The organism is Niallia sp. MER 6 (assembly GCF_023714395.1).
Classification (GTDB): Bacteria; Bacillota; Bacilli; order Bacillales; family Cytobacillaceae; genus Niallia.
This window is the reverse complement of sequence record NZ_JAMAUK010000039.1, coordinates 1-23,043: the sequence shown is the minus strand read 5'-3', so window position 1 is coordinate 23,043 and position 23,043 is coordinate 1. Positions and strand designations below refer to the sequence as shown.

25 protein-coding genes and 4 pseudogenes are annotated in these 23,043 nt (G+C 33.7%); 22 read left to right on the top strand and 7 right to left on the bottom strand.

Annotated elements, in window-relative coordinates; genetic code table 11:
• Window positions 1–44 precede the first annotated feature (44 nt).
• Window positions 45–884: an MBL fold metallo-hydrolase gene (locus tag M3600_RS25700; RefSeq protein WP_251648059.1), complete on the top strand. Its 840-nt coding sequence runs from the start codon at window positions 45–47 to the stop codon at window positions 882–884.
• Between the two features lie 583 nt (window positions 885–1,467).
• On the opposite strand, the gene M3600_RS25695 is transcribed toward M3600_RS25700, so the two are convergent.
• Window positions 1,468–2,618, bottom strand: a protein-coding gene (locus tag M3600_RS25695) for an IS3 family transposase (RefSeq protein WP_251648058.1) whose coding sequence is annotated in 2 segments (ribosomal slippage) — window positions 1,468–2,369 and window positions 2,369–2,618 — 1,152 coding nt in all. Because the reading frame shifts where the segments join, the coding sequence is not laid out codon by codon here.
• Window positions 2,619–3,003: 385 nt separating this feature from the next.
• On the opposite strand from M3600_RS25695, the gene M3600_RS25690 reads away from it, so the two are divergent.
• Together M3600_RS25690 and M3600_RS25685 are read left to right on the top strand one after the other, a co-directional pair.
• The gene (locus M3600_RS25690; protein WP_311315975.1) at window positions 3,004–3,156 is read left to right on the top strand and encodes a YitT family protein; all 153 of its coding nucleotides are present in this window, start codon (window positions 3,004–3,006) and stop codon (window positions 3,154–3,156) included.
• Window positions 3,157–3,197: 41 nt separating this feature from the next.
• Window positions 3,198–3,548, top strand: a complete 351-nt coding sequence (locus tag M3600_RS25685) for a YitT family protein (protein ID WP_251648069.1) — start codon at window positions 3,198–3,200, stop codon at window positions 3,546–3,548.
• 161 nt (window positions 3,549–3,709) lie between these two features.
• Here M3600_RS25685 and M3600_RS25680 read toward each other — a convergent pair whose 3' ends face one another.
• Together M3600_RS25680 and M3600_RS25675 are read right to left on the bottom strand one after the other, a co-directional pair.
• Entirely contained in the window at window positions 3,710–3,832 is a 123-nt protein-coding gene (locus M3600_RS25680) for a manganese catalase family protein (RefSeq protein ID WP_251648057.1), read from the bottom strand.
• Between the two features lie 211 nt (window positions 3,833–4,043).
• Entirely contained in the window at window positions 4,044–4,499 is a 456-nt protein-coding gene (locus tag M3600_RS25675) for a DUF305 domain-containing protein (RefSeq protein WP_251648056.1), read from the bottom strand.
• Window positions 4,500–4,798: 299 nt separating this feature from the next.
• Here M3600_RS25675 and M3600_RS25670 point away from each other — a divergent pair, with 299 nt between their 5' ends.
• From M3600_RS25670 to M3600_RS25605, 14 genes and pseudogenes are all read left to right on the top strand, one after another.
• Window positions 4,799–5,338, top strand: a complete 540-nt coding sequence (locus tag M3600_RS25670; RefSeq protein ID WP_251648055.1) for a YdhK family protein — start codon at window positions 4,799–4,801, stop codon at window positions 5,336–5,338.
• 761 nt (window positions 5,339–6,099) lie between these two features.
• Window positions 6,100–6,366 carry a hypothetical protein gene (locus M3600_RS25665; protein WP_251648054.1) on the top strand — a complete coding sequence of 89 codons (267 nt, stop codon included), beginning with the start codon at window positions 6,100–6,102 and terminating at the stop codon, window positions 6,364–6,366.
• A complete protein-coding gene (locus M3600_RS25660; protein WP_251648053.1) occupies window positions 6,360–6,671 on the top strand; it encodes a reverse transcriptase/maturase family protein in 312 nt (103 codons plus the stop codon). The genes M3600_RS25665 and M3600_RS25660 overlap by 7 nt, the downstream gene beginning before the upstream one ends.
• Before the next feature lie 872 nt (window positions 6,672–7,543).
• Window positions 7,544–7,804 carry a metal-sensitive transcriptional regulator gene (locus M3600_RS25655; RefSeq protein ID WP_127742315.1) on the top strand — a complete coding sequence of 87 codons (261 nt, stop codon included), beginning with the start codon at window positions 7,544–7,546 and terminating at the stop codon, window positions 7,802–7,804.
• A gap of 77 nt (window positions 7,805–7,881) precedes the next feature.
• Window positions 7,882–8,109 (top strand): sulfurtransferase TusA family protein, encoded by a 228-nt coding sequence (locus M3600_RS25650; RefSeq protein ID WP_127742317.1) that lies wholly within the window; start codon window positions 7,882–7,884, stop codon window positions 8,107–8,109.
• 60 nt (window positions 8,110–8,169) lie between these two features.
• On the top strand, window positions 8,170–8,649 hold the full coding sequence (locus M3600_RS25645; protein ID WP_251648052.1) for a DsrE/DsrF/DrsH-like family protein: 480 nt from the start codon (window positions 8,170–8,172) through the stop codon (window positions 8,647–8,649).
• Between the two features lie 43 nt (window positions 8,650–8,692).
• Window positions 8,693–9,052 carry a rhodanese-like domain-containing protein gene (locus tag M3600_RS25640; protein WP_251648051.1) on the top strand — a complete coding sequence of 120 codons (360 nt, stop codon included), beginning with the start codon at window positions 8,693–8,695 and terminating at the stop codon, window positions 9,050–9,052.
• A 27-nt stretch (window positions 9,053–9,079) separates the two neighbouring features.
• Complete coding sequence (locus M3600_RS25635) at window positions 9,080–9,376, top strand: rhodanese-like domain-containing protein (protein ID WP_127742323.1); 297 nt, start codon at window positions 9,080–9,082, stop codon at window positions 9,374–9,376.
• A 53-nt stretch (window positions 9,377–9,429) separates the two neighbouring features.
• Window positions 9,430–10,005, top strand: a complete 576-nt coding sequence (locus tag M3600_RS25630) for a sulfurtransferase TusA family protein (RefSeq protein WP_251648050.1) — start codon at window positions 9,430–9,432, stop codon at window positions 10,003–10,005.
• Between the two features lie 18 nt (window positions 10,006–10,023).
• Window positions 10,024–10,419, top strand: coding sequence for a DsrE/DsrF/DrsH-like family protein (locus M3600_RS25625; protein WP_251648049.1), 396 nt, complete (start codon window positions 10,024–10,026; stop codon window positions 10,417–10,419).
• A 46-nt stretch (window positions 10,420–10,465) separates the two neighbouring features.
• Complete coding sequence (locus M3600_RS25620) at window positions 10,466–11,593, top strand: MBL fold metallo-hydrolase (protein ID WP_251648048.1); 1,128 nt, start codon at window positions 10,466–10,468, stop codon at window positions 11,591–11,593.
• Window positions 11,594–11,616: 23 nt separating this feature from the next.
• The gene (locus tag M3600_RS25615) at window positions 11,617–11,844 is read left to right on the top strand and encodes a sulfurtransferase TusA family protein (RefSeq protein WP_251648047.1); all 228 of its coding nucleotides are present in this window, start codon (window positions 11,617–11,619) and stop codon (window positions 11,842–11,844) included.
• Window positions 11,845–11,893: 49 nt separating this feature from the next.
• A complete protein-coding gene (locus M3600_RS25610) occupies window positions 11,894–12,670 on the top strand; it encodes a sulfite exporter TauE/SafE family protein (protein ID WP_251648046.1) in 777 nt (258 codons plus the stop codon).
• A 198-nt stretch (window positions 12,671–12,868) separates the two neighbouring features.
• Window positions 12,869–13,870: pseudogene (locus M3600_RS25605) on the top strand (IS1595 family transposase).
• Between the two features lie 77 nt (window positions 13,871–13,947).
• Here M3600_RS25605 and M3600_RS25600 read toward each other — a convergent pair.
• The gene (locus M3600_RS25600; protein WP_251648045.1) at window positions 13,948–14,619 is read right to left on the bottom strand and encodes an HAD family hydrolase; all 672 of its coding nucleotides are present in this window, start codon (window positions 14,617–14,619) and stop codon (window positions 13,948–13,950) included.
• Between the two features lie 471 nt (window positions 14,620–15,090).
• Between M3600_RS25600 and M3600_RS25595 the strand changes: the two genes are divergently transcribed.
• Together M3600_RS25595 and M3600_RS25590 are read left to right on the top strand one after the other, a co-directional pair.
• The gene (locus M3600_RS25595; RefSeq protein ID WP_251648068.1) at window positions 15,091–15,501 is read left to right on the top strand and encodes a ferritin-like domain-containing protein; all 411 of its coding nucleotides are present in this window, start codon (window positions 15,091–15,093) and stop codon (window positions 15,499–15,501) included.
• A 1,228-nt stretch (window positions 15,502–16,729) separates the two neighbouring features.
• Window positions 16,730–17,365, top strand: coding sequence for a DUF421 domain-containing protein (locus M3600_RS25590; RefSeq protein WP_251648044.1), 636 nt, complete (start codon window positions 16,730–16,732; stop codon window positions 17,363–17,365).
• 130 nt (window positions 17,366–17,495) lie between these two features.
• On the opposite strand, the pseudogene M3600_RS25585 reads toward M3600_RS25590, so the two are convergent.
• Window positions 17,496–17,975: pseudogene (locus M3600_RS25585) on the bottom strand (manganese catalase family protein); the annotation flags it as partial.
• An 815-nt stretch (window positions 17,976–18,790) separates the two neighbouring features.
• Between M3600_RS25585 and M3600_RS25580 the strand changes: the two are divergent.
• Entirely contained in the window at window positions 18,791–19,825 is a 1,035-nt protein-coding gene (locus tag M3600_RS25580) for an ATP-binding protein (RefSeq protein ID WP_251648043.1), read from the top strand.
• A 536-nt stretch (window positions 19,826–20,361) separates the two neighbouring features.
• Here the strand turns inward: M3600_RS25580 and M3600_RS25575 are convergent.
• Window positions 20,362–21,021: a hypothetical protein gene (locus M3600_RS25575; protein ID WP_251648042.1), complete on the bottom strand. Its 660-nt coding sequence runs from the start codon at window positions 21,019–21,021 to the stop codon at window positions 20,362–20,364.
• A 544-nt stretch (window positions 21,022–21,565) separates the two neighbouring features.
• Here M3600_RS25575 and istA point away from each other — a divergent pair.
• Window positions 21,566–22,422 (top strand): annotated as a pseudogene (gene istA / locus M3600_RS25570) (IS21 family transposase); the annotation flags it as partial.
• A 13-nt stretch (window positions 22,423–22,435) separates the two neighbouring features.
• Window positions 22,436–22,679: pseudogene (locus tag M3600_RS25565) on the top strand (ATP-binding protein); the annotation flags it as partial.
• Between the two features lie 267 nt (window positions 22,680–22,946).
• Here M3600_RS25565 and M3600_RS25560 read toward each other — a convergent pair.
• The coding region (locus M3600_RS25560; protein WP_251648067.1) for an IS3 family transposase at window positions 22,947–23,043 on the bottom strand (97 nt) is incomplete at its 5' end.

Below are 23,043 nucleotides of genomic sequence, written 5' to 3'. Positions count from 1 at the left end.
GAATGAGTTTTTAAAATTTTACATTCAAGACAGGAGATATGATAATGGAACCTTTCGTTTATTTTAAATCAGAAAGAATTTCAGATAGCGTAACTAGGATATTCGGACCAGCGGGCGAAATCATGTATTTAGTGGAAGGAAGTGAAAAAGCAGCTCTAATTGATACAGGTACTGGCGTAGGGGATTTAAAAGCGTTTATTGAGAGTTTGACGGATAAACCGTATTTTGTCCTTTTAACACATGGTCATGTTGATCATGCTATGGGTGCTCCTGTTTTCAATAATGTCTATATGAATCCCGCAGATAAAGAAATCTATGCTATGCACAGTGATTTTAGTGTTCGTAAGGGATTCCTTGAAATGAATATGGGGGAGATGTTTGCTAGGGTAAAGGAGGAGGACTATATTCATATAGGGTCGAGTGAACGATACAAATCTCTTTTACCTGGAGATATTTTTAATCTGGGTGGCATTAATTTAGAAATTTGTGTTGGAGCTGGACATACCCCTGGCTTAGTAACAATTTTAATTGTCGAGGAAAGGACATTGCTTTTAGGAGATGCATGTAATTTCTTTACTTTCCTCTTTGATGAGTTTTCTCTTGGTATTACCTCCTATCAAAACATACTGAGGGAGTTAAATGAAAGAACAACTGGCCGTTATGACAAAGTCTATTTGTCACATGGGAGTGGAGATGCACCAAGGGAAATGTTAGATTCGATTTTAGCACTTTGCGAAGATATTAAAGCAGGAACCACAGATGATGTTCCATTTGTTTTTATGGAGCATAAAGCCTTTATTGCAAAAGAGGTGGATGAAAATATGAGAAGGTTAGATGGTGGACTTGGAAATATTGTATATAGTAAAGACAAGGTTCATAAATAAATAATAAAAACTGCCCAATACATAATTTATTATTGGGCAGTTCCTATTATGTTTGCAAAAATATCTTACACAAGATTATAAGGTTAATAAAATCTTCTTGTCTGCGTTAAAATCTTATAACGTTTAATAATTACTGTTGAAAAGGCGTCTAATTCCTTGGTATATAAGGGGTTAGACGCTTTTTTGTTACACTCCATTACATTCTAAGAAGGATTAACGCTCAATTTAGGAGTTCACGCACCATTACGCGTGAACTCCTGAATTGAGCGTTAAAGTATTAGGTGAGGGAGCTTTGCTTAAAAAGGTAAGGCATTTTTGTATATGCAACAATAAGGGCAGCATTCCTGTAATAAATGAAAATAAACACTCTTATGTCACAATCGGGGCAGTTTAGCTATATAGTATTTGCAAAAAAACAAAAACGAAACCCTCACATAGATAGTGAGGGTTTAACGTGGAAAGGAATAAATCCAATCAAACCTATTATAACTTTCCCCACTTGTTCAGAATTATTCTTTTTCAATGGAATTAATAATAATACATTGGATTTGAGTCAATAATTTGGACACAAAAAAGTTAAGTATTAAGCGGTTCTTCTAATCTGATCCTCCATAGCTTGAGGTGTTTGATAGCCGATGCTGCTGTGAATTCTGTTTCTGTTGTACCAGCCCTCTATAAACTGAAACATGGCCAGCTTCGCTGCCCGGTAGTCTGTGTACTGGGTATGATAGACTTCTTCTTTCTTTAATATGGCGTGAAATGACTCTATACAGGCATTGTCATAAGGACAGCCTTTCTGACTGAAAGACTGCCTGATTCCGTATTTTTGGACATGCTGAGTAAACTCACTGCTGGTATATTGTGAGCCAAGATCGGTATGAAGAATTAAGCCCTTTCGGGGCTTTTGAGAAAAACAGGCGTTTTGAAGTGCTTCGATCACTAATTCCGAAGTCATAAAACGAGAAAAAGAATAGCCAACAATTTTTTTCGAATGCAGATCCAATACAGAGGCCAGATAGCACCAGCCGTCTTTTACCGTAGGAATATACGTAATATCCGCCACCCATTTCTCATTGATTGTGCAGGTAGAGAAGTCTCTTTTTAAAAGATTACCCAGCTGCACAACCTTTTCTTTTGAGGGGAAAGGACGGTATTTTTTCCTGGTAATCGAACGGATGCCTGCCTTTCTCATTAAGCGCTGGACACGCTTCAGGCTTAAACAAACCCCGTTGTTTGATAAGGTCTTATGGATTTTCGGTGCACCATAACGCGCCTTACTTTCCAGGTGAATCCGTTGGATTTCCTGCGTGAGTTCCTGGTTTTCCAGTTCACGTTTTGACGTCGTTTTTTTAAGGGAGCCATAGTAGCTGCTTCTTGGCACGGCCAGTACTTCGCACATTTTCTGGACGGGATATTGATCCTTGTGTTCCTCGATAAAATCGATGAGCTCTGATTCGGTTACTTTTTCGCGAATATGGCCATAGCCTTTTTTAGAATTTCTACCTCCTGTTTTAACCAAAGGTTTTCTTTCTGAATCTCGGCTAACTCTTTTGGTGTCAGCGCCTCTTTTTCTGAACCAATAGGGGTAAAGTCTTTCACCCATTTATAAATCGTTACTTCTGATACGCCATATTCGCTGCTTAATTCTTTAACCGGGCTGCCGGAATGATACAAATCCACAATCGTTTTCTTAAAATCATCGTTATATTTTTTGCCTGCAGGTTTACGTTCCAATTCGGACACATCCTCTCAAAATAATTGTAAGGACTTAATTAAATTGTGTCCATGAAACTATACTAACTCCAACATACTGTGATAGTTAAGTTTTTTTAAAAACAGTTGTTACAGCAAAGAAAAAAAACAATGTCCCTAAAAAAAACCGTATAACGTCTAAATAGTGATTGTCTATCCCTATTATTAGTTAACTATGTGATAGCTCGTAATACGTTCGTACATTCCTAGCAAATGATTGAAAATAAAAAATGAATATAATAACTCTCCATTAAGAAAACATACTAATTGCTTCTTTGCATATATAAGTTGGATTAATGAATAGATAAGGGATGATAGGCATTGCTAAAGAAGCTATTAGTAGTAGGATTTAGTATTTGGAAGTACCATGATTGGTATAGGAATTAATGGATTTATCATGCCTCTTCATTTAATAAATGGAGGAGTTTTTGGTATAAGCTTGTTGGTTAACTATATATGGGGTATAAAAACAGGAGTTTCAATTATACTTATTATATTTCAATTTATTTGTTCGCCTTAAAGTTAGCGCCTGTGTTCTTTAAAAACGGTGTAATTGGGTTGATGATTTCTGGAGTTATAATTGATTTATTCGGTCCGTTAAACGGTGTATTTCATCTTCAAATTATGAGTAGTGTTATTTTTGGATCCATCATGATTGGGATAGGGGTGGGGGTAATGCTAAGGTATCATATTAGTCCAGGAGGCATGGATTTGCTAGCACTTTTATTTGCAAAATGGACAAATTTAAATGTGGGTGGCATTTTATTTCTCATGGATACTACCATAATCATTACTGCACTCTTTTTAATACATGATATAAAAATATTATATTCATTGATTATCGTCAGTATTGTTGGATTATTAGCATGTATAATTGCTACTTTTCATGAGATTAAATTTTATGTGAGTTGATGTTAGGCGATAAGTTTTTCATATTTTTTCAGTTTGTAAAGATTATCGATTTTAAGGCTTAAATCCTCCTTCTTAACTTAAAATCCAAGCAGATTAGATGAACATAATAGAAGTTATATTTAAACTGCTAACTTTTTTGATGTCCCACTGCTATAGGGGTATTACAAGTTATTTATATATTTTTTTGGTGTGCCATGAATATAACCTGGAGCTTGTTCTAGCTCTGGAGCTTCTCCAGTTCCAATAGAATTTGCTACATATTCAAATTGACCCATACCATCCATAGAAGTACCACTTGTGGTGTAAGTTTATTGTTTGTTTATTGAGGGAGGATAGTTGAAGAAAGATTTAGGTTTTTTATAAAGTTTTTTAAAAAACCTTGGAATACAAGCGAATACCTTGAGTTGATTGACCCGAAATATTAAGAAACCTAGTATACATCTGCAAAGTCTTATGGCCGAGGGTCTCTTGCCCTCGGCTTTTAGAACTATAACTTTAATTACTTTTTTCTTCAAGTTCCTTGATCAGTTCTTTCATTTCTTCGATTTCTCTTTTCTGAGTATCAATAATATTATTTGCAAGTTCTTTTACTCTTGGATCCTTTAAGGTGGCACGTTCACTTGTCATTATAGCGATTGAATGATGGGGAATCATTGCTTTCATCCACGAAGCATCATTAACTGTAGCTTGACTTCGTACAAGCAAAAGTGAAAGAACAAATACTGTTGCACTCCCAATAAAAATGCTGATATTTGCTTTTTTATTGGTGTACATCTTCAGCATGAACACTAACATAATTATAGACATTGCTGCTCCCATCATGATGGCCATATAGAGTCTTGTTTCGCTAAAAAAAATATGATTTACCTGGTAGGTATTAAGGTACATAAGACAAAGCATAATAATAGTAGACGTTAATACCATGGCTCCAAATCTTCCATACTTATTCACTTTAACCCCTCCCTTTTTTTGCGTTACTTTTTTCATACCCTACTAGCCTTTATTTATAACTGCTTTTTATATTAAGGTAGGAAGGAAACAAGTTACTTCTCAAGGACTACGAAGGTGGGCTGCCACAATCAGCGGTCTTATAGTTATTGAGCTAAGGTAGGAAAAGCTGAAAAAGAGGCATTAGTCTTTGTTAGAGTTTATATCACCCATTGCATGATTAATGAAGTTAAAATCATAAATATTTTTAAAAAATTTGGAAACAATGTAGCATTTTTATAACAAATTATTAGGGGGGCATAATGAAAATTAATAAATTTGTATCTGTAATATTAATATTAATATTAGTGTCAATGTTATCTGCATGGAGCAATAGTTATCAAAATAGTTCAGATAAAAATATAAGTGGTGAACATTCTGGTTCTGCTGAAGTTCCTAAAGGGTTAAGTGTAGCAAAAAATCCAATTTATAAAGTCGGAAGTCAAGTAGTTGTTAAAGCTGACCACATGAAGGGGATGTATGGTGCGAAAGCAACTATTGTAGGAGCTTATAACACGACAGCCTATATTGTTACTTACGCTCCGACAACTGGTGGACCTATGGTGAAGAATCATAAGTGGGTTATCCAAGAAGAAATGAAAGATGCTGGTATGAAAACCTTGAAACCTGGAACGGAAGTTATTTTAGTAGCAAATCATATGGAAGGTATGAAGGGGGCAAAAGGAATTATTGATCTAGCAGTGCCCACAACTGTCTATATGATTAATTATATTCCAACAACTGGAGGACCAGTGGTAAAAAATCATAAATGGGTGATAGAAACCGAACTTTCAGTTGAGTGAAAATCAAAGAGCAGACTATAGAATATAAGTAAGTCTATTTATAGAAAGACAAAGGAAATTCAAATTTTAGATTGTCCTTTGTCTTGTTATTTGTATTTATCTGTCTTTTAATGGGAATGTGAATGATTCACTTAAAGTGACGGGGGCTTTCCTTAAATATAAGGTACGCTTTTCTTATGTTGCTAAAAGGGGCAGCATTCCTGTAATAAATGAAAATAAGCAAATAGAAGAAACATGGCAGTTGTGCGGCCGAGCCTAGGTCGTATCATAGAGCGGGTGGGATTCCCACCGAGTAAGAACTAGCCATTCGTTCGTAGCGAGTCTTGGAGGACTGAGGGTAACGTTAGTCTTTATGCGTAGACAGTTAGGTAGCGGGCCGAAAGCCATATGGTTGCAGGGGTTGAGCTCCATAAACGTTTCTATACTGAGAGGGCTGATGCCTTAACTGCGTGCAGAAAGCAACATTCTATCCTTTGTTAAAGGCAAGAAGGATAAACCCTCTCTGGAGTCAGAGACCTTGGCACGTTATACATCGATATGATACGGCAACTCGGGATACCCTATCGGTCTCTTCTTTTCTAAAAGAGTATGGTGTACAAGTGATAATAAGCAAGGAAACCAAATGCCGTTTAGGGATTCGGATAGCAGAATTAGCAAAGTATGATAGTAAAATGAAATTTACATCTCTTGGACATCTATTAAATGAACAGTCACTTATTCAATGTCATTACCAGTTGCCGAACAAGAAGGCATCGGGTGTTATGGGTACAACTAAAGTACAAGTCGCTGAAAGTCCGAAGGAAAACATCAAGGACTTGGTAAGTAGACTTAAAAGCAAAAGTTATCGCCCAGTTCCGGTAAGACGAATGTATATCCCGAAGCTCAACTCAGACAAGAAAAGACCACTGGTAATACCGGAACATGAGGATAAAATTGTACAAAAAGGTATTACCAAAGTATATGAAAATGACTTTTTAAATTGTTCATTTGGCTTTCTGCCATATAAAAATGTCATGATGCGTTGGTAATACTAAACTTTTATAATGAGAAGAGAGCAGTAAGTTATATTGTAAGTGTAGATATCAAAGGTTACTTTGATAATGTTGACCACAAATGGATGATGGAGTTCTTAAATCATAGGATAGCTGACCCAAACCTCCTGAGTATAATCAACAGATTTCGTAAAGGTGGTTATATGGAAGAAGGTAGGAAATACAAAACGGACACTGGTACACCGCAAGGTGGAGTGATAGCTCCTATCTTAACTAATATATATCCATTATGTTCTTACTTATGGTTTGAGATATTGGTTAGAAAGCGTTGTGAAGGATAAGCATACTTAGTGTAAGTTACGCAGATGATTTTGTATGTTGTTTTCAACATAGAAGGGAAGCTGAACAGTTTAAAGTCCAGATTGAAGAAATTTAACTTGGAGATAGCGGAAGATAAAACGAAGGTTATTCCCTTCGGGAGGTTTGCAGAACTAATGCCGAACGAATAGGGAAAGGTAAACCTGAAACCTTTGTTTTCTTGGATTCACTCATTATTGCGGACAAGTAAACAAGGGAAGTTTCATTTTAAAAGGAAAACAAGTAGAAAGAAAGTCCAGGTAAAACTTAAATAGTCTAAAGAATGGTTAAAGCAGAACAGATAAGAACATTCAATTGATCAAGGATAGATTCAAACTGTTAACGACTTCAGAGAGAAAATAGAAAGTTTTCTATTTAAATGGCTAAATAGAAGGAGCCAAAGGGTTTCCTTTACATGGGACAATTTTAGGCTCTGCCTTTATAAGTTTCCGCTTCCAACACGAAGGATTAAAGTTAACATAAATAATGGACAAAAAACAAAAATAGGAATGCCTAGGCCCACAGCACTGATAAGCCTTCTAAATGATAATGACATGGAGTATTGCTAAAGATATAGAAGAACGCTTAATTAGATGTATAGATAAAAGTACCATGATAAATGGACTTACTTCTTAATGCCCTATATCCTTTTTACCGCTAAACTAATAGCGTTCTTTTTTATAAAATTTATTATTGACATTATACCTCCTGGGGTATATTATTAAACTTGTCAGTGAAAATATTTCAACTGCTGATTCTTTATAAATGAAAATCCTGATATAAAATGAAAAATTAAAACACTAATTATAAGTGGCATCATTACATGATTATTTACTATAAAAAGAGGTGAACAAAAATGGATTATAATGAACAAATAAAAAATAGAGTAAAACGTATAGAAGGGCAGTTAAGAGGAATTTTGAAAATGATGGAAGAGAATAAAGATTGCAAGGAAGTAATTACACAATTATCTGCATCAAGAACTGGAATTGACCGAACAATAGGATTGATTGTTAGTTCAAATTTAATTGAATGTGTTCGGGAAGCTGATAAAAATGGTGAGAATACAGAGGAATTAGTAAAAGAAGCTGTAAACCTACTTGTAAAAAGCAGATAAGAAAGAGTTGACACCTTCTCTTTTTTTAATTATCATTATACCCATAGGGGTATTGGTATTAGAAAGGATGATTACTAGTGAAAATCGACAAATTGTTAGATGCAAAAGGATTAGCATGTCCGATGCCAATTGTAAAAACAAAGAAGGCAATGACTGAACTTGAAACTGGTCAAATATTAGAAATTCATACAACAGATAAAGGGGCAATAAATGATCTTTCAGCCTGGTCTAAAACAGTAGGTCACGAATTATTGAGTCAAAAAGAAGAAAATGGTGTATTGAAGTTTTGGATTAAAAAGGGATAATTTTTTGCTTTTTACAATACCCATGCGGGTATGGGTTAAATTAATACTGGAGGTAACAATATGACTGAAAAGAAAAAAACAACCATTGTACTATTTAGTGGTGATTATGATAAAGCAATGGCTGCTTACATTATAGCTAATGGTGCTGCAGCTTATGATCATGAAGTAACTATTTTTCACACTTTTTGGGGTTTAAATGCTTTACGTAAGGACGAAGATATTGCAGTAAAAAAAGGGGTTATGGAAAGAATGTTTGGCAAGATGATGCCTAGAGGTGCTGATAAAATGGGGTTATCCAAAATGAACTTTGCTGGAATGGGTCCTAAGCTGATTAAGGATATTATGAAAAAGCATAACGCTATGCCTTTACCACAATTAATTGAAATGGCTCAAGAACAAGATGTAAAACTTGTAGCTTGTACCATGACAATGGATTTATTAGGACTAAAACAAGAAGAGTTATTAGGTAACATAGAATATGCAGGTGTTGCTGCTTATTTAGCGGATGCTGAGGATGGAAATGTTAATCTATTTATCTAACTAGATAAAAGTAAAAGTTCTCTTGATTAAAGGAGGTTTTAATATGACATATTTAAATTATCTTGTCCTTGCATTGGTATTTTTCATAATGAGATGGTTTTTACCAATAAAGGGAATTAACAATATTACCACTAATCAATTAAAAAAAGAAATAAATAATAAGAACAAACAATTTGTGGATGTTCGAACAAATGGAGAGTTTAAAGGAAACCATATTAAAGGTTTTAAAAATATACCACTCCATCAACTAGCTCAACTAGCAGAAAAAGACCTTTCAAAGGAAAAAGAAGTTATCGTAATTTGTCAAAGTGGAATAAGAAGTCAACGAGCAAGTAAAGTCTTAAAAAGGTTAGGTTTTAAAAACGTAACTAACGTCAAAGGTGGCATGGGTGCTTGGTTTTAAAATAAACAGAAGGAGAAGAACTAACTAATGAAACAAATGACTGTAAAAGAAGTAGAGGCTCTAATAAACGAAGGAAAGAAATTAAATATTATTGATGTGCGAGAGGTGGATGAAGTTGCCACTGGGAAAATACCAAGTGCTATAAATATCCCATTAGGTTTAGTTGAGTTTCGCATGCATGAATTAGATAAGACTATTGAATATATCATCGTTTGCCGTTCTGGTGCAAGAAGTGGTCGTGCCACACAATTCCTTGAAGATTATGGATTTAATGTGATTAATATGACTGGTGGAATGCTTGCTTGGGAAGGAAAAGTAGAATAAATTTTTTTAAAACTAATAATACCCTAACAGGTATAAGTGATGGAGGCTGAAAAATGGAGAACTTAAAAGCAAATACAATTTTAGATGCAAAAGGTTTAGCATGTCCGATGCCAATTGTTAAAACAAAAAAAGAAATGAAAAACTTAGAGGCAGGGCAAGTATTGGAAGTTCAAGCGACGGATAAAGGCTCTAAAGCAGACATGAAAGCGTGGGCTGAAAGCACTGGACATCAATATCTAGGAACAATAGAAGAAGGGGAAGTGCTGAAGCATTATTTGCGTAAATCTTCTAATGAAGAATCGAATGAAAAAAAACACCCAAATATTATTAGCAATGAAGAACTAGAAAAGAAAATAGATGTGGATAAGAACATTGTAGTTATTGATGTAAGAGAAAATGCAGAATTTGCTTTTAACCATATTCCTAACGCTATTTCTATCCCATTGGGAGATTTGGAAAACAAAATGAATGTTTTAAACAAAAATGATGAAATTTATATAGTTTGTCGAACAGGAAATCGTAGCGATCTTGCTGCGCAAAAGTTAACTGAAAATGGATTTAATAATGTAATTAATGTTGAACAAGGTATGAGTCAATGGAGTGGGAAAACAAGTAGTATAAATGATTAAAAAATGGGGGAATTAACGATGAACAAAAAAGTAGCAATTATTGCAAGTAATGGTGGATTATTTGATGCTTATAAGGTTTTTAACATTGCAACTGCGGCAGCAGCAACTGATCAAGAAGTATCTGTTTTCTTTACTTTTGAAGGGTTGAACTTGATTCATAAGGAAGCATATAAGCACTTAATCATGCCTGAAGGTAAAGAACAGCTTGCTGAAGGATTTATTAAAGCGAATGTACCTTCCATTCCAGAATTAGTGTCTATGGCAAAAGAAATGGGAATTAATTTTATAGGCTGTCAAATGACAATGGATGTTATGGGATTAGAAAAAGAAAATTTTGTCGATGGAATGGAAGCAGGCGGAGCAGTAACATTTTTGGAATTTGCAAAGGATGCAGATGTAACTTTAACTTTTTAAAATTATATATTTTTTTAAATAAAATAATACCATAGGGGGTATAAAAGTGACTGTTTCTGTAAAGACTTCAAAAGATGTGACGAAAAAAGTTTTTAATAAAGAAGAGTTGTTTATTCTTGATGTTCGTAATGAGAGTGATTTTAACGATTGGAAGATTGAAGGGGAAAACTTTGAATATTTAAATGTTCCTTATTTTGAATTACTTGATGGTGTGGATGAAATTAAATGTGAAATCTCCACTAAGAAAGAAGTACTAGTTGTTTGTGCAAAGGAAGGCTCATCTGTAATGGTAGCAGAAATGCTTTCTGATGTTGGATTAAATGTTTCCTATTTAAAGGGTGGAATGAAAAAGTGGAGTGAACATTTAGAACCGGTTAAAATAGGTGACTTGAATGATGGTGGCGAAATTTATCAATTTGTTCGAGTTGGTAAAGGCTGTCTATCTTACATGGTGTTATCGGAAGGAGAAGCAGCAGTAATCGATTCAACGCGTATGACGGATATCTATCTTGATTTTGCAGTAAACAAAAATGTAAAAATTACACACGTATTTGATACGCACCTTCATGCTGACCATATTTCCGGAGGACGTACAATTGCAGAGAAAACTGGTGCTGACTATTGGTTACCACCTAAGGATGCAACGGAAGTGACTTTTGCTTACCAACCATTAGAAAAAGGAAAAGATGTAACCATTGGTAATACAACTATTAATATTACGGCTTTGTATTCACCTGGACATACGATTGGTTCTACTTCATTTATTGTGGATAATAAATACTTGCTGTCAGGTGATATTTTGTTCATTGATTCTATCGGAAGACCCGATCTGGCAGGTATGGCGGAAGACTGGGTCAGTGATTTAAGAGAGACTTTATATAAACGCTACAAAAAATTGTCAGAAGAACTAATTGTTCTACCAGCACACTTTATGATTATTGACGAGTTGAATGAGGATGGTAGTGTTGCAGAAAAACTTGGAAAATTGTTTGCAAAAAATCATGGACTGAATATCGATGATGAAAATGAGTTTAGAAATTTAGTAACAGAAAACTTGCCGCCACAACCAAATGCATATCAAGAAATTCGTGAAATAAATATGGGGAAAATTAACCCGGAATTAGATAAACAACGTGAGATGGAAATTGGACCTAACCGTTGTGCCATTCGTTAATTATAAAATAGGAGGAATAACAAATGGATTCAAATAAAGTATTAGATGCTAAAGGCTTAGCTTGCCCAATGCCGATTGTAAAGACAAAAAAAGCAATGGGAGATATTGACACAGGTAAAGTATTAGAAGTCCATACAACGGATAAAGGAGCGCTAAACGATTTAACAGCCTGGGCTAAATCGGGAGGACATGATTTATTAAAGCATGAAAACGAAAATGGAGTGTTAAAATTCTGGATTAAAAAGGGTTGAAAATAAAGGGGACCAATAAGGTTCCCTTTTTCTAAAGAGGTGTAACAAAATGGATATAACTTTTATAGCTACAATTTTTGTTATTGGATTTGTTGGTTCTTTTATTTCCGGGATGTTAGGAATTGGTGGTGCTATCATCAACTTTCCCATGTTGCTATATATACCAGTAATGTTAGGCGTAGGACATTTTACAGCACATGAAGTTTCAGGGATTACAGCCATTCAAGTGTTTTTTGCGACACTCGGAGGTGTTTTAGCCTATCGTAAGGATGGATTTCTAAATAAAAAATTGATTATTTACATGGGAGTAAGCATTTTAACTGGAAGCTTTATAGGGGGACTCAGTTCTACTCGTATGCCGGAGAATGGAATAAATATTGTTTATGGAATCTTAGCTCTTATTGCCGTTATTATGATGTTTATTCCTAAAAAAGGGGTTGATGATGTTCATTTTAATCAAGTAAGGTTTAACAAATGGCTTGCATCCTTGTTTGCGTTCATAGTGGGTATTGGTGCGGGTATTGTAGGTGCAGGAGGAGCATTCCTGTTAGTTCCTATTATGCTAGTAGTCCTAAAAATACCAACAAGAATGACGATTGCATCCTCCTTGGCCATTACATTGATTTCATCCATTGGAGCTGTTACCGGAAAAATCGCAACAGGAATTATACCTATAATACCTGCTTTTATTATGGTTGTGGCGAGCTTAATTGCTTCGCCTATAGGTGCCAACATGGGTAAAAAATTGAATACAAAAGTGTTACAAGGGACAATGGGTCTATTAATTTTAGCAACAGCAGTGAAGAACTGGTTCTCTATCTTATAATAATAAAACTGCAGAAATCTGCAGTTTTTTTCTATTTATCGAGGGTACGAAGAGGAATTAGGTATTTAGATACAGCTTATTCAATGTACACCTTATATGTGGTTATTCCTCTTTTTAAAAGACTATTTTCGTATAGATTGTTGCTATTATGACCATACTCCTAAAGGTTCTAAAATACTGTCACAGTAGGAATTTAGGATGTGGAAGGACGTTTATGCAGATTTCTCGGATTTACCAAAACACGAGCAGTAGAAGTTATTTGACCTTATAAAAGAAGACTTCTTCTCTAATGTACAGGAAGATATGAAAGATGCGTTTACATCTATTAGAGAAACACGATTCAACGAAGGAATAGGTTGTGTACATTGTGTGGGTGTAAAGATGAAACGTAACGGTAAATACAGAAATAGACAAAGATATCTCTGTCGTAATTGCGGCAAGTCTTTCAACGACCTAACAAACTCCCCTGTATCGGGAACTCGTTATCTTGGGAAGTGGTCTAAATTCTTTCTGTTAATGGTCGAGGGATATACCTTATCTAAAATTTCAGAAAGGTTAGGCATCCACTTATCTACTGCATTCTACTGGCGACACAAGGTACCTTTCGCTCTACGCTCATTAGGATTTCAAACCTTAAAAGGTATTGTTGAAAGTGACGAGACTTTCTTTAAGGAGTCTTTAAAAGGGCGTAAAGTGGTGCATAGAAAGCCCAAAGAACGTGGAGGTAGAGATAAGAAAAGGGGTATTAGTAACCTTAAAATCGCTGTTGTGGTAGCGCAAGACCGTAATGGACAAGTGATTGCCAAAAAAGCTGGTACTGGGCGAGTAAGGGCTGAAGAAATCGATGCGGTTATTGGTGATTTTATCGAACCATCTTCTTTATTATGCACAGCAACGAATTATAAGAAGTTCGCTCTTATGAGGGAGCTAAAACACGAGACTATCAACTTAAGTAAAGAAGGTTATGTCAAAAAAGGCATATATCATCTTCAGCACGTCAATAGCTACCATAAACGCTTGAAAGATTGGATGCAGCGGTTTCAAGGTGTGGCAACAAAGTATTTGGATAATTACCTCTACTGGTTCAATTTCCTTCAACAAAGCAAGAAAATGGCGACTAAGGAGCGAGCAAATCAAATGCTTCTAAGTGCGTGTCAAAATTCCAATATAATTATAGTCAATTATTTGCGTGAGGTGTAAAAAAGCCACTTACAAAAGAAAGTAGCCATACCCAATATTATACTAAAACTACCCGATAGTTAGGGAGGATATTTGAGTTAAATATAACTTAATATTCTATCAAAAGAATCAATTTCAGCATATGGGATTATATCAGTATCATTCTTGTTCATATGAGGATTGAACCAAATGCCTTTTATATTTACATTTTGACAACCACCAATATCTCTTTCTATGTCATCTCCAACATATATTGTGGATTCTGGTTTCACATTAATCTTATTTAATGCTAGTTCAAATATACGTTTGTCAGGTTTACTATAACCTACTTCTTCAAAAATGATGATTATATCAAAATAAGTATCTAAATTAGTATTAAGTATTTTTGCTTTTTGTCTTTGCGTTGTGCCGTTTGTTATAATCGCAATTTCCACATTCTTTTTTATAGCATTTAAAAGATTTATAGTATTTTGGCTTATGGAAAAACAATGTGGAAAATTATTATTCCAAAAATCTTGTATTTCAGCACTTAGTAATCTATGTTTTGGCGGAAATTCATCAAATAATGATTCTAAGACTCTTGTTTTATCACTATAGCCATAGTCTTTTTTATCATACTCTTTAAATTTTTGTAACATTTCGAGGCTGACCGAATGTTTAACGTCCTCATAACACTTTTCTAAAATCATTAAAAACATTTTATCAACTGCATTATCTCTATTAAGTAAGGTATCATCTAAATCAAATAGTATCGCTTCACAATCTCCCATAAAAATCACAGCCTCCCAAGCATAAAAAAATTTATAATTAAATTCACTTACTAGATTAACAAATACCCCCAAAAAACCTATAACATTAGAAAAGAATCTTTTACTAATTATACCATAAAGTAGAGAGGGATTTCTTAAACGCTATTACCAACAATCCTACGAAAACAGCCTTTTAAAAAAAGGTTTGCTGGATTATAAACTACACAAATACCTATTCTTAAATAGACAACCTTCCCTTACCTGCATCATGCATAGTATAAATTAAAAAATGGAGGTAAGTATATGTATCCTTCTGTAACAACAGGCCTAAATGGAGTAGTTTATCAGGGATATTCTCATGCTCATCACGGTCCTTGGGGGCAACCTTTACATTGCTCTGGTCCTTCCTGTCACGTTCATTTTGGTCAAAAAATGTATAACATATCACATCCACCCCTTTCCCCAATTAATTACTATCAATATCTTGGACCAATGGTTCCAGCAGCTCATAGACAAAATGACATAATCCCTTTAATTGAGAAATCTATAGATGGTGAATTTTCTGCAATAGCTTGCTATCAACAACTAATAAATATGGCACCAACAAGAGAACAAAAAGAAATAATCACTGAAATTAGGAAAGATGAAATGAGACATTTAAATACCTTTTCTAAAATTTATAGTCAACTAACAGGGCAAAAATACAACCCGAAAATAACTGAAGAGTGTCCTAGTACCTTTAAAGCTGGAATAGATTTTGCTTTTCATGATGAACAAAAGACGGTTGATCATTATTTAGAAATAAGTTCCAAAACAAATAATGAATATATTAGAGACCAATATAAAAGAGCGGCTAGTGACGAACAAAACCATGCAGTTTGGTTTCTATATTTTCTAAAGTAATACTCATTGCTCATAAATGTAAGTTGAAATAGACTTGATTCTACTCTTTATCTATGGGTGAACTAATAATGTCATTATAGCAATCAATATAAAGGTTGTTTTGTGCAAGTAAAACAGCAAATTGAAATTAATATCCGATTCCTGCTCGATTTTACAAGTCCTGTAGATGAAAATGTGATGCTTGGATTAATTACGTTCGAATAGTATTGGACTGTCCAAGTATCTTGGTTGATTAAGCGGTCTTCATTATTCATTTTACAAATCATCAATTTAGACACACGGACGCCCATTAAATTGTTAAATAACGGAACTGATATTTTGGCAGTACAGGAGCTTATGGCTCATGCTTCTTCTGAGATGACAAGGGAACAAAAAGAAAACGTTTGAGAATGCGATAAATCAAGGCATGTTTCGTTTTGACTTGGATGGAACGATTGTCAATGTAAAAGAGTCTGAAGAAGTTCCTGAAGATGTATTGGAGTGGCTATGGAGAGATCACAAACTAACAGTATGGTTCTTGTAGAGCTCGACTAGAAGGTGAATGTCCCTATGCGGAAGAACCTCCTTGTTTGACATGTAAAGGTGGTAGCCCTTGAAAAGACTTAGCGGTTAGTCTTTCTGAAATGGATATAGCCAAGTATGATATTCATATTGAATCTACAAGAGAATGCTTTCTATGGCTGTTTCAGGAGATAAAAATAAAAAAACAGGTTGAAATAAAGGATATTTTTAATGCAACTGTTAACAGTATGATTAGTCTATATTTTTATATAAAGAATACAAATAATCCTCAAAATCTTCCAGCCATTTTACACTATAATTATATTTTTAACTTTTAGTGGTCTGTATGTAACTTCTTCATAGTCTTCAATAAGTAAGAACAGACTGATCGTTTCCTTTAATAATATGGAGGTACATGGAAGGAGGGTGGTTATTGTTACAAAACCCAATTAATTCGGAGAAATATTTCACCTACTAAATGTACATTATATTTAAGTTTCAACCTATACACCTTAATTTAAATTTAAAATCAAAAGAAACTCTTCCTTATAAAATCACAATTTTTTGAGATAAAAGGCATATTTTAAACGGGGATTAAGGAATAATAGTATTAGGATGACAGTCTTGTCCTAAATACAAGATGGTACTACTAAACAAACAAAATCCTTGACAGTTAAATGGATTTTGTTTGTTTATCGGCACATTTTAAGTACTAAATAGTAATTAAATGTTGAATAAAGGTGGGGACGTATTGGAATTTTCATTTATTTGGAAGGCTGCGATACTAATTATTACAGGGATTTTATTGTTGAGAATTTCTGGAAGGAAATCTATTTCACAAATGACGTTAGCACAGACAGTTATTATGATATCCTTAGGGACAATAATCGTTCAGCCAATTGTCGAAAAAAGTGTTATAAAGGCAATTGGAGGCGGTGTAGTATTTATCCTTGCCATATTAATATTAGAAATATTACAAATGAAAGTTAACAAAATTGAGAAGTTTATTACAGGTAAATCAAAAATAGTTATTAAAAATGGAAATATAGATTATCAAGCAATAAAAAAGTTACGATTAACGGTTGATCAGCTGGAGATGCGAATTAGAACCAAAGGTATATCAAATATTAGTGATATACAAACAGCAACAATCGAACCAAATGGTCAATTAGGATATGAATTAAAAGATGATGCAAAACCTTTAACAATTGGTCAATTTAGAGAGATGATGAAAAATATAGATACTAGTAATGGAATACAGGGAACAAAACCATATAAACAGGAGCTTAATAACAATGGACCTAACTTATTTCAAGAATTAACAGGGGAGAAGATTCAATCTCATAATCCGTTGTTAAAGTAGCCCTGTTTTTTCATAATCTGAGTGTGATGCTACATATTTTCCAATATGTAATGACTACTGATAGAAATTTCAAATTCAAATTTAAAAATAAACCTTTCGCAAGGTTAATTCTACTGGTTTTCTTCTAAATCTACTTAGGTGTACCTTGAATATAGTCAGGAGCTTGTTCTAATTCTGGTGATTGTCCAATTCCTACTGGATTTTCTACATACTCAAACTGTCCCGTACGGTCCATGGATGTTCCTTTTGCCATCTACCTGCTTGACTATCAGTACCTTCTGAACAGCTCATAAATTTATAGGCTACATCTGCTTTTCGAATTGACGGTCAAATGTACTTGGTACTACTTTTCCTTTTTTTCTTCTAATTCTGCGATTGCTGCTAGCCATTGATTTTGATGCATAGTATCACGAGCAATTAGAAATGATAACATATCTCGTACTCCATGATCAGATGTCATTTCGTATAAGCGGACAACCTGGAGTCTACCTTGTGACTCAGCATTTAAATTAGCTCTAAAGTCAGCAAGCAGATTGCCACTAGCTATAGTATAGCGTGCTGTCCAAGGATACCCAACACTATCATTAGGAATGGCTCTTAGTCCATTTAAGGTTGTTGTTCATACCAAGGTAATTATATAATAGATGTTTTAACATAAAAAAAACACCTTCTGTAAAGACATAGAAGATGACTTTGGGAAAGTTCATGGGAGACCTTTACCCTAGGTTAAATATAATATAAGATCTAGAAGAATATACATGATTAGCTAAGCAAGTTCTTCTTATTCAGATGTTCAAGTATTATCTTAGCTTACTTCATTAGAATGATAGTATCCATTTGCCTGTGGAAATATTCCTAGACAAAAATTAATTATAGTAATAATCTATAGTTATGAGTGCCAGATAGCCTAAAAATGATTATTTATCTTATCTTCTTTTTAAGTTAGAAGGTTAGTTATCATGACTTGATTAACATCCTTATGTTTAGATTAGAATTTTTCCCTTACGCTTCTTTATTTAATTACTCAAGTAACTAGCCCAAATGTAATTTTTAAGATTTAAAAGGTAGGTTTTACCTAAAGAAGGAAATAAGCTATCTTTAACCCCAGGTTGTTACTTTATATTATCCCATTAGTTGACGAGCTTTTGGTGCCTTGTACTCAGATTTATTAATGGAGAGAAAGATCTTTATGTGTAGCTATTTACTCTTAATTTCCATCTTACTGAAGCTTTGTAGGTAGAAAGGAAACTTTCATTTGTATTATATTATTTATTCTGGTGAATAACCCCATTTTGCTGATGTAGTGGCATTTACGCTTTGCATATCAAAGTATTAATTAATATTAGATAAATCCTTTACTTGTTACTACTTGAAATTATATTATAATAAATTATCTGAAAATTAATTAAGGGAGAGGAAGATCTTGTGAATGCAGTAATAGATAAACTTAACTTTCATGAACTAATGGAAAATAGCTTGAATTCCCATTTGGTTCTTGATAATAGAAATGTAGTATATGCCAACATGGCAACTATAGAACTTTTATCTTTAAATTCCAAACGAGATATAATCAATCAAAGTTTTGATCTGTTTCTACATCAAGATTTTCATTCAATTTGTAAAGAACGACTAAAGAGGGTTATAGAGTATAAAGAAAGTGTGCCTTTAATGGAACAGAAAATGATTCAATTAGATGGAAAAATTATTGATGTAGAAATTACAGCAACACCTTACAGCCATGCTGAAAAAACATTAGCACAGGTTATAATAAAAGACATTACAGAAAAAAAAGAGATTCAAAATAAAATAATGCAAACAGAGAAACTCTCACTAATAGGAGAATTGGCCGCAGGAATTGTACATGAAATTCGCAATCCTTTGACTTCCATAAGGGGTTTTTTACAATTGCTAAAAAATGACTTTCCAAAAAACGAATATGCTGATATTGTTCTTACGGAGCTTAAGCAAATCGAGAATATAACAAATGAATTATTACATTTATCCAAACCAAAACAAACTAATTTTAGGAGGATAGATCTTATACCAATTATACAAGAATCTATTAATTTATTTGGGACAAAAACTCTTAAAAGAAATGTTGAGATTTTTTTGGAAAAGTGTTCAGAAAAAATATATATTCAAGGTGATAAAACTCAACTAAAGCAGGTATTTTTAAATTTATTAAAAAATGCAATAGAATCTATTTCGGATAACGGAAAAATACATATTAATGTAATTAAGACTAGGGATGATGTGAGGATTAGCGTTAGAGATAACGGAACTGGTATCCCAAGGAGACTAATTGATAGTATTGGGAAATCATTTATTACAAATAAACCAGAAGGAACTGGATTAGGTCTAATGGTAACTTATAATATAATTGAAAGTCATAATGGTAGAATTTTGATTGATAGCGAGGAAGGAAAAGGAACTGTTTTTACAATAGAGATCCCTAAATAAAAAAGAATGTTACCTGCCTATATTCTATAATATTGGTATTATAAAGTAGTGGTTTTTGTGGAAGCGCTTGCCTTTTATGGGATTAGTTTAAGGATTACTTCTACAAATTAATAGATTTTTGAAAAATAATTTTCGGAACTTATATAGGACATTTACATACCAATCCTTTGCTATCCTTCAAAAATATAGCCAAATATAATAGAATTCCCTTAAGATATTAGTTGCTGACATTAAGGATTTTGACGCTATTTTAATATTATTTATTTTTTTTAAAAATAAAGGGGGATTAAACGTAGAATTAATTGCCTTTTTCTCTTAGATAAATAGGACATTTGGGAGCTAAATAACTACATAAACAATGTAAAATTAGAGGAGGTCAAAACAGAGAATTTAAAACAAGAAGAAGGATAAATTCCTTATCTGATAAAACCACCACTAAAAGCCAGTTCTTTGGCTTCAGGTTCATAGTAAAGACAGATTAAGTTTTTTGTTTACACTAAAATGGCCCTTCTCTGTATAAAGAGAGGGGCAAAAACTTACTCAACTATATCTGCAATTAGATTTGGTGCAGTCAGTTCCTCACCAGAATTATTTGTATAACTAATAAATTCCGTTATGGTTCCATACACAGTGATTGAATCTCCACTTTGATTCTCAAGAGGTATAGGTGAGTGTACACGTACTAAATTGCCATCTCCTACATCTAGAGCAACTATAGAGCCAACTCCCCCATTTTCTGAATCCCTAATCTCATTAATAACACCTTTAAATTTTGCATATTTCCCAATATAGTTATCTGAGTCTTTTATTAAAGTATTATAGTCAAAAATATTAGATTCTGACCTTATTTCTTCTGGCGATCTAAGAGAATCTGCAACTTGTTTGTGCATGTCTTCATTATATTGTTCTTGAGCTTTTTCAGCTTCCGACCGATTTTCATTAATGTTTTCGACAATTTTTTGATTTTCTCGTTCTTCAGCTTTTGTTTGTTTCTGTCGTTCCCAATAGTTAGGAGTAGTGAATTCACCAATAAATATGGAAATAAATAAAATAGGTATCATTCCAATGCTTACAAAAAATAAGTTTTTTGCAGGTTTTCCCCTAAAGAATTGAATTATAGCTAGACCCAAAATAACAGGATAACCAAAAAAACAAATACTTCCGATAATTACTGATATTATATTTACTATGTTCATTAAAATCCCCTCTTGAATTATATGTAATTTATCCAATTTAATTATCGGATGAATTTTGGAAAAGTTTAACTTGTAAAAATGAATACTAAAAGTTACCGTTGGACGGAGAGCCTTCAGGATTAGAAATACGCCTGATTACTCATATAATATCGTCTTACTCTTCGGAGGCGTTTTTTGTATTAATTGCATAAAAAAATGTTTATTTGCTTATTTTAATAAAGAGTATGGTTTTTCTTTAATCCTTGATGTCTTACTCTTCGGAGTAAGGCTCTTTTATTTCAAAAACATTACATACAATTTGATAAATCTTGAAAGAGGTACAAACATACATAATACTAGGGATAACAAAAGTTTTATTACAAAGTAAATATGCCACCCTATAATCGGCATAAATAGATTCCAACCCCAAGGATGTGAAGGCAAGAATAGAATTGACAGATTTCGCTAAGATAGTTTTTACACCTTTGCTTCAATCACCTAAAACTTTAGTAAAATGACATGAGTTGTTATTTTATTGGGGGTTAGGATTTTGGAGGAGAAATTAGTGCTATATCTAGATATTCATCAATTACATGACCGAAAGTTTAAAATCACTCAAATTGCTAGAGAACTTAAAGTATCACACCCAACAATATATAAATACTAAATATGACATTTGAAGAATCTAAAGAATATCTTGAAGAGTTTTAAGGCAAAGGAAAAAAGCTCGATCCCTACCGGGATTGGGTTATTGCTTGGCTAGAAGAGTTATCCTCACTTAAGTGCAGCACTAATTAGAGATTGGCTTCTGGAACGTTATCCGGATTTAGTTGTTGGAGAAAGTACTGTTAGAGCATATATAAAAGAATTACGTGAGATTTATCAGATTGAAAAAAAGTTATGGTAAGACAATATGAGGCGATTCCTGAACAGCCAATGGGCAAGCAATTACAGGTTGACTGGGGAGAAACAAAACAGAAAACAACCGAAAAGAAAGTGATAAAACTATATTTTATCGCTTTTGTCCTCGCTCATTCACAATATAAATATATGGAATGGCAAGTTAGGCCGTTTACAAAAAGAGACGCGATCCGCTGTCATGAAAATGCTTTTCAATTTTACGGAGGATATACGGAAGAGATTGTCTACGATCAAGATCATTTAATTACAGTGATTGAAAATACAGGTCAGCTAATTCTAACTACTGAATTTCAGAGCTATGTAAATGAACGCAAGTTCAAAGTTCACCTATGTAGGAAAGCTGATCCAGAGTCAAAAGGAATGATTGAAAACGTTGTAAAGTACATAAAAGGTAATTTCGCTGATAGCCGAGTATTTAGTAGTATTGAAGATTGGAATAAAAGAGCATTACAGTGGCTACAACGTACCGAAAATCAAAATGTTCATCAAACAACAAAAAAAGACCAGCTGAAGTCGTAGAATGAAATGGGCCAGATTCCCGTACATTAAGTCATTAAATGAATTTATCTTAGAAGAGCAGACAGCTTTAACCGCACGTCAATTGAATCAGCTCGTAGAGCTGAATTTGCTTGAACACCAATATAACATTATTTTATTAGATCCTCCTGGGGGAGGTAAAACGTTTTTTGGCGATCGGCCTTGGGTTAGAAGCTATTAATAGAGGCTTCCATGTTTATTTTATTACCATGGGGGAGGTTAATCCAGTAAGGATTAGTTCACTTTTGTTTATATTCTTATGGCACTATAAGGGCAGCATTCCTGTAATAAAGGAAAGATTAGATTATGGAAGAAATATGGAAGATTAATTGAACAAGAAACGAAACCATCAATTATTAATGGTTTCTTTCTATAATCAAGTTTGATTAACTTTAAAGCGACGGATAACACTACTTAAGTTTCCTTATTTTATGTCCTTTAATGGTTGGTATTGTTCAGTGGAATGTCAACACCAAACTGGACAACTTTTATAAGGCCTGTCTCTTGAATTCTACTGGCGTTAAGTAACCGAGTGTTCCATGAATTCGAATATGGTTAAACCAATGAACATAATCATTTAATTCC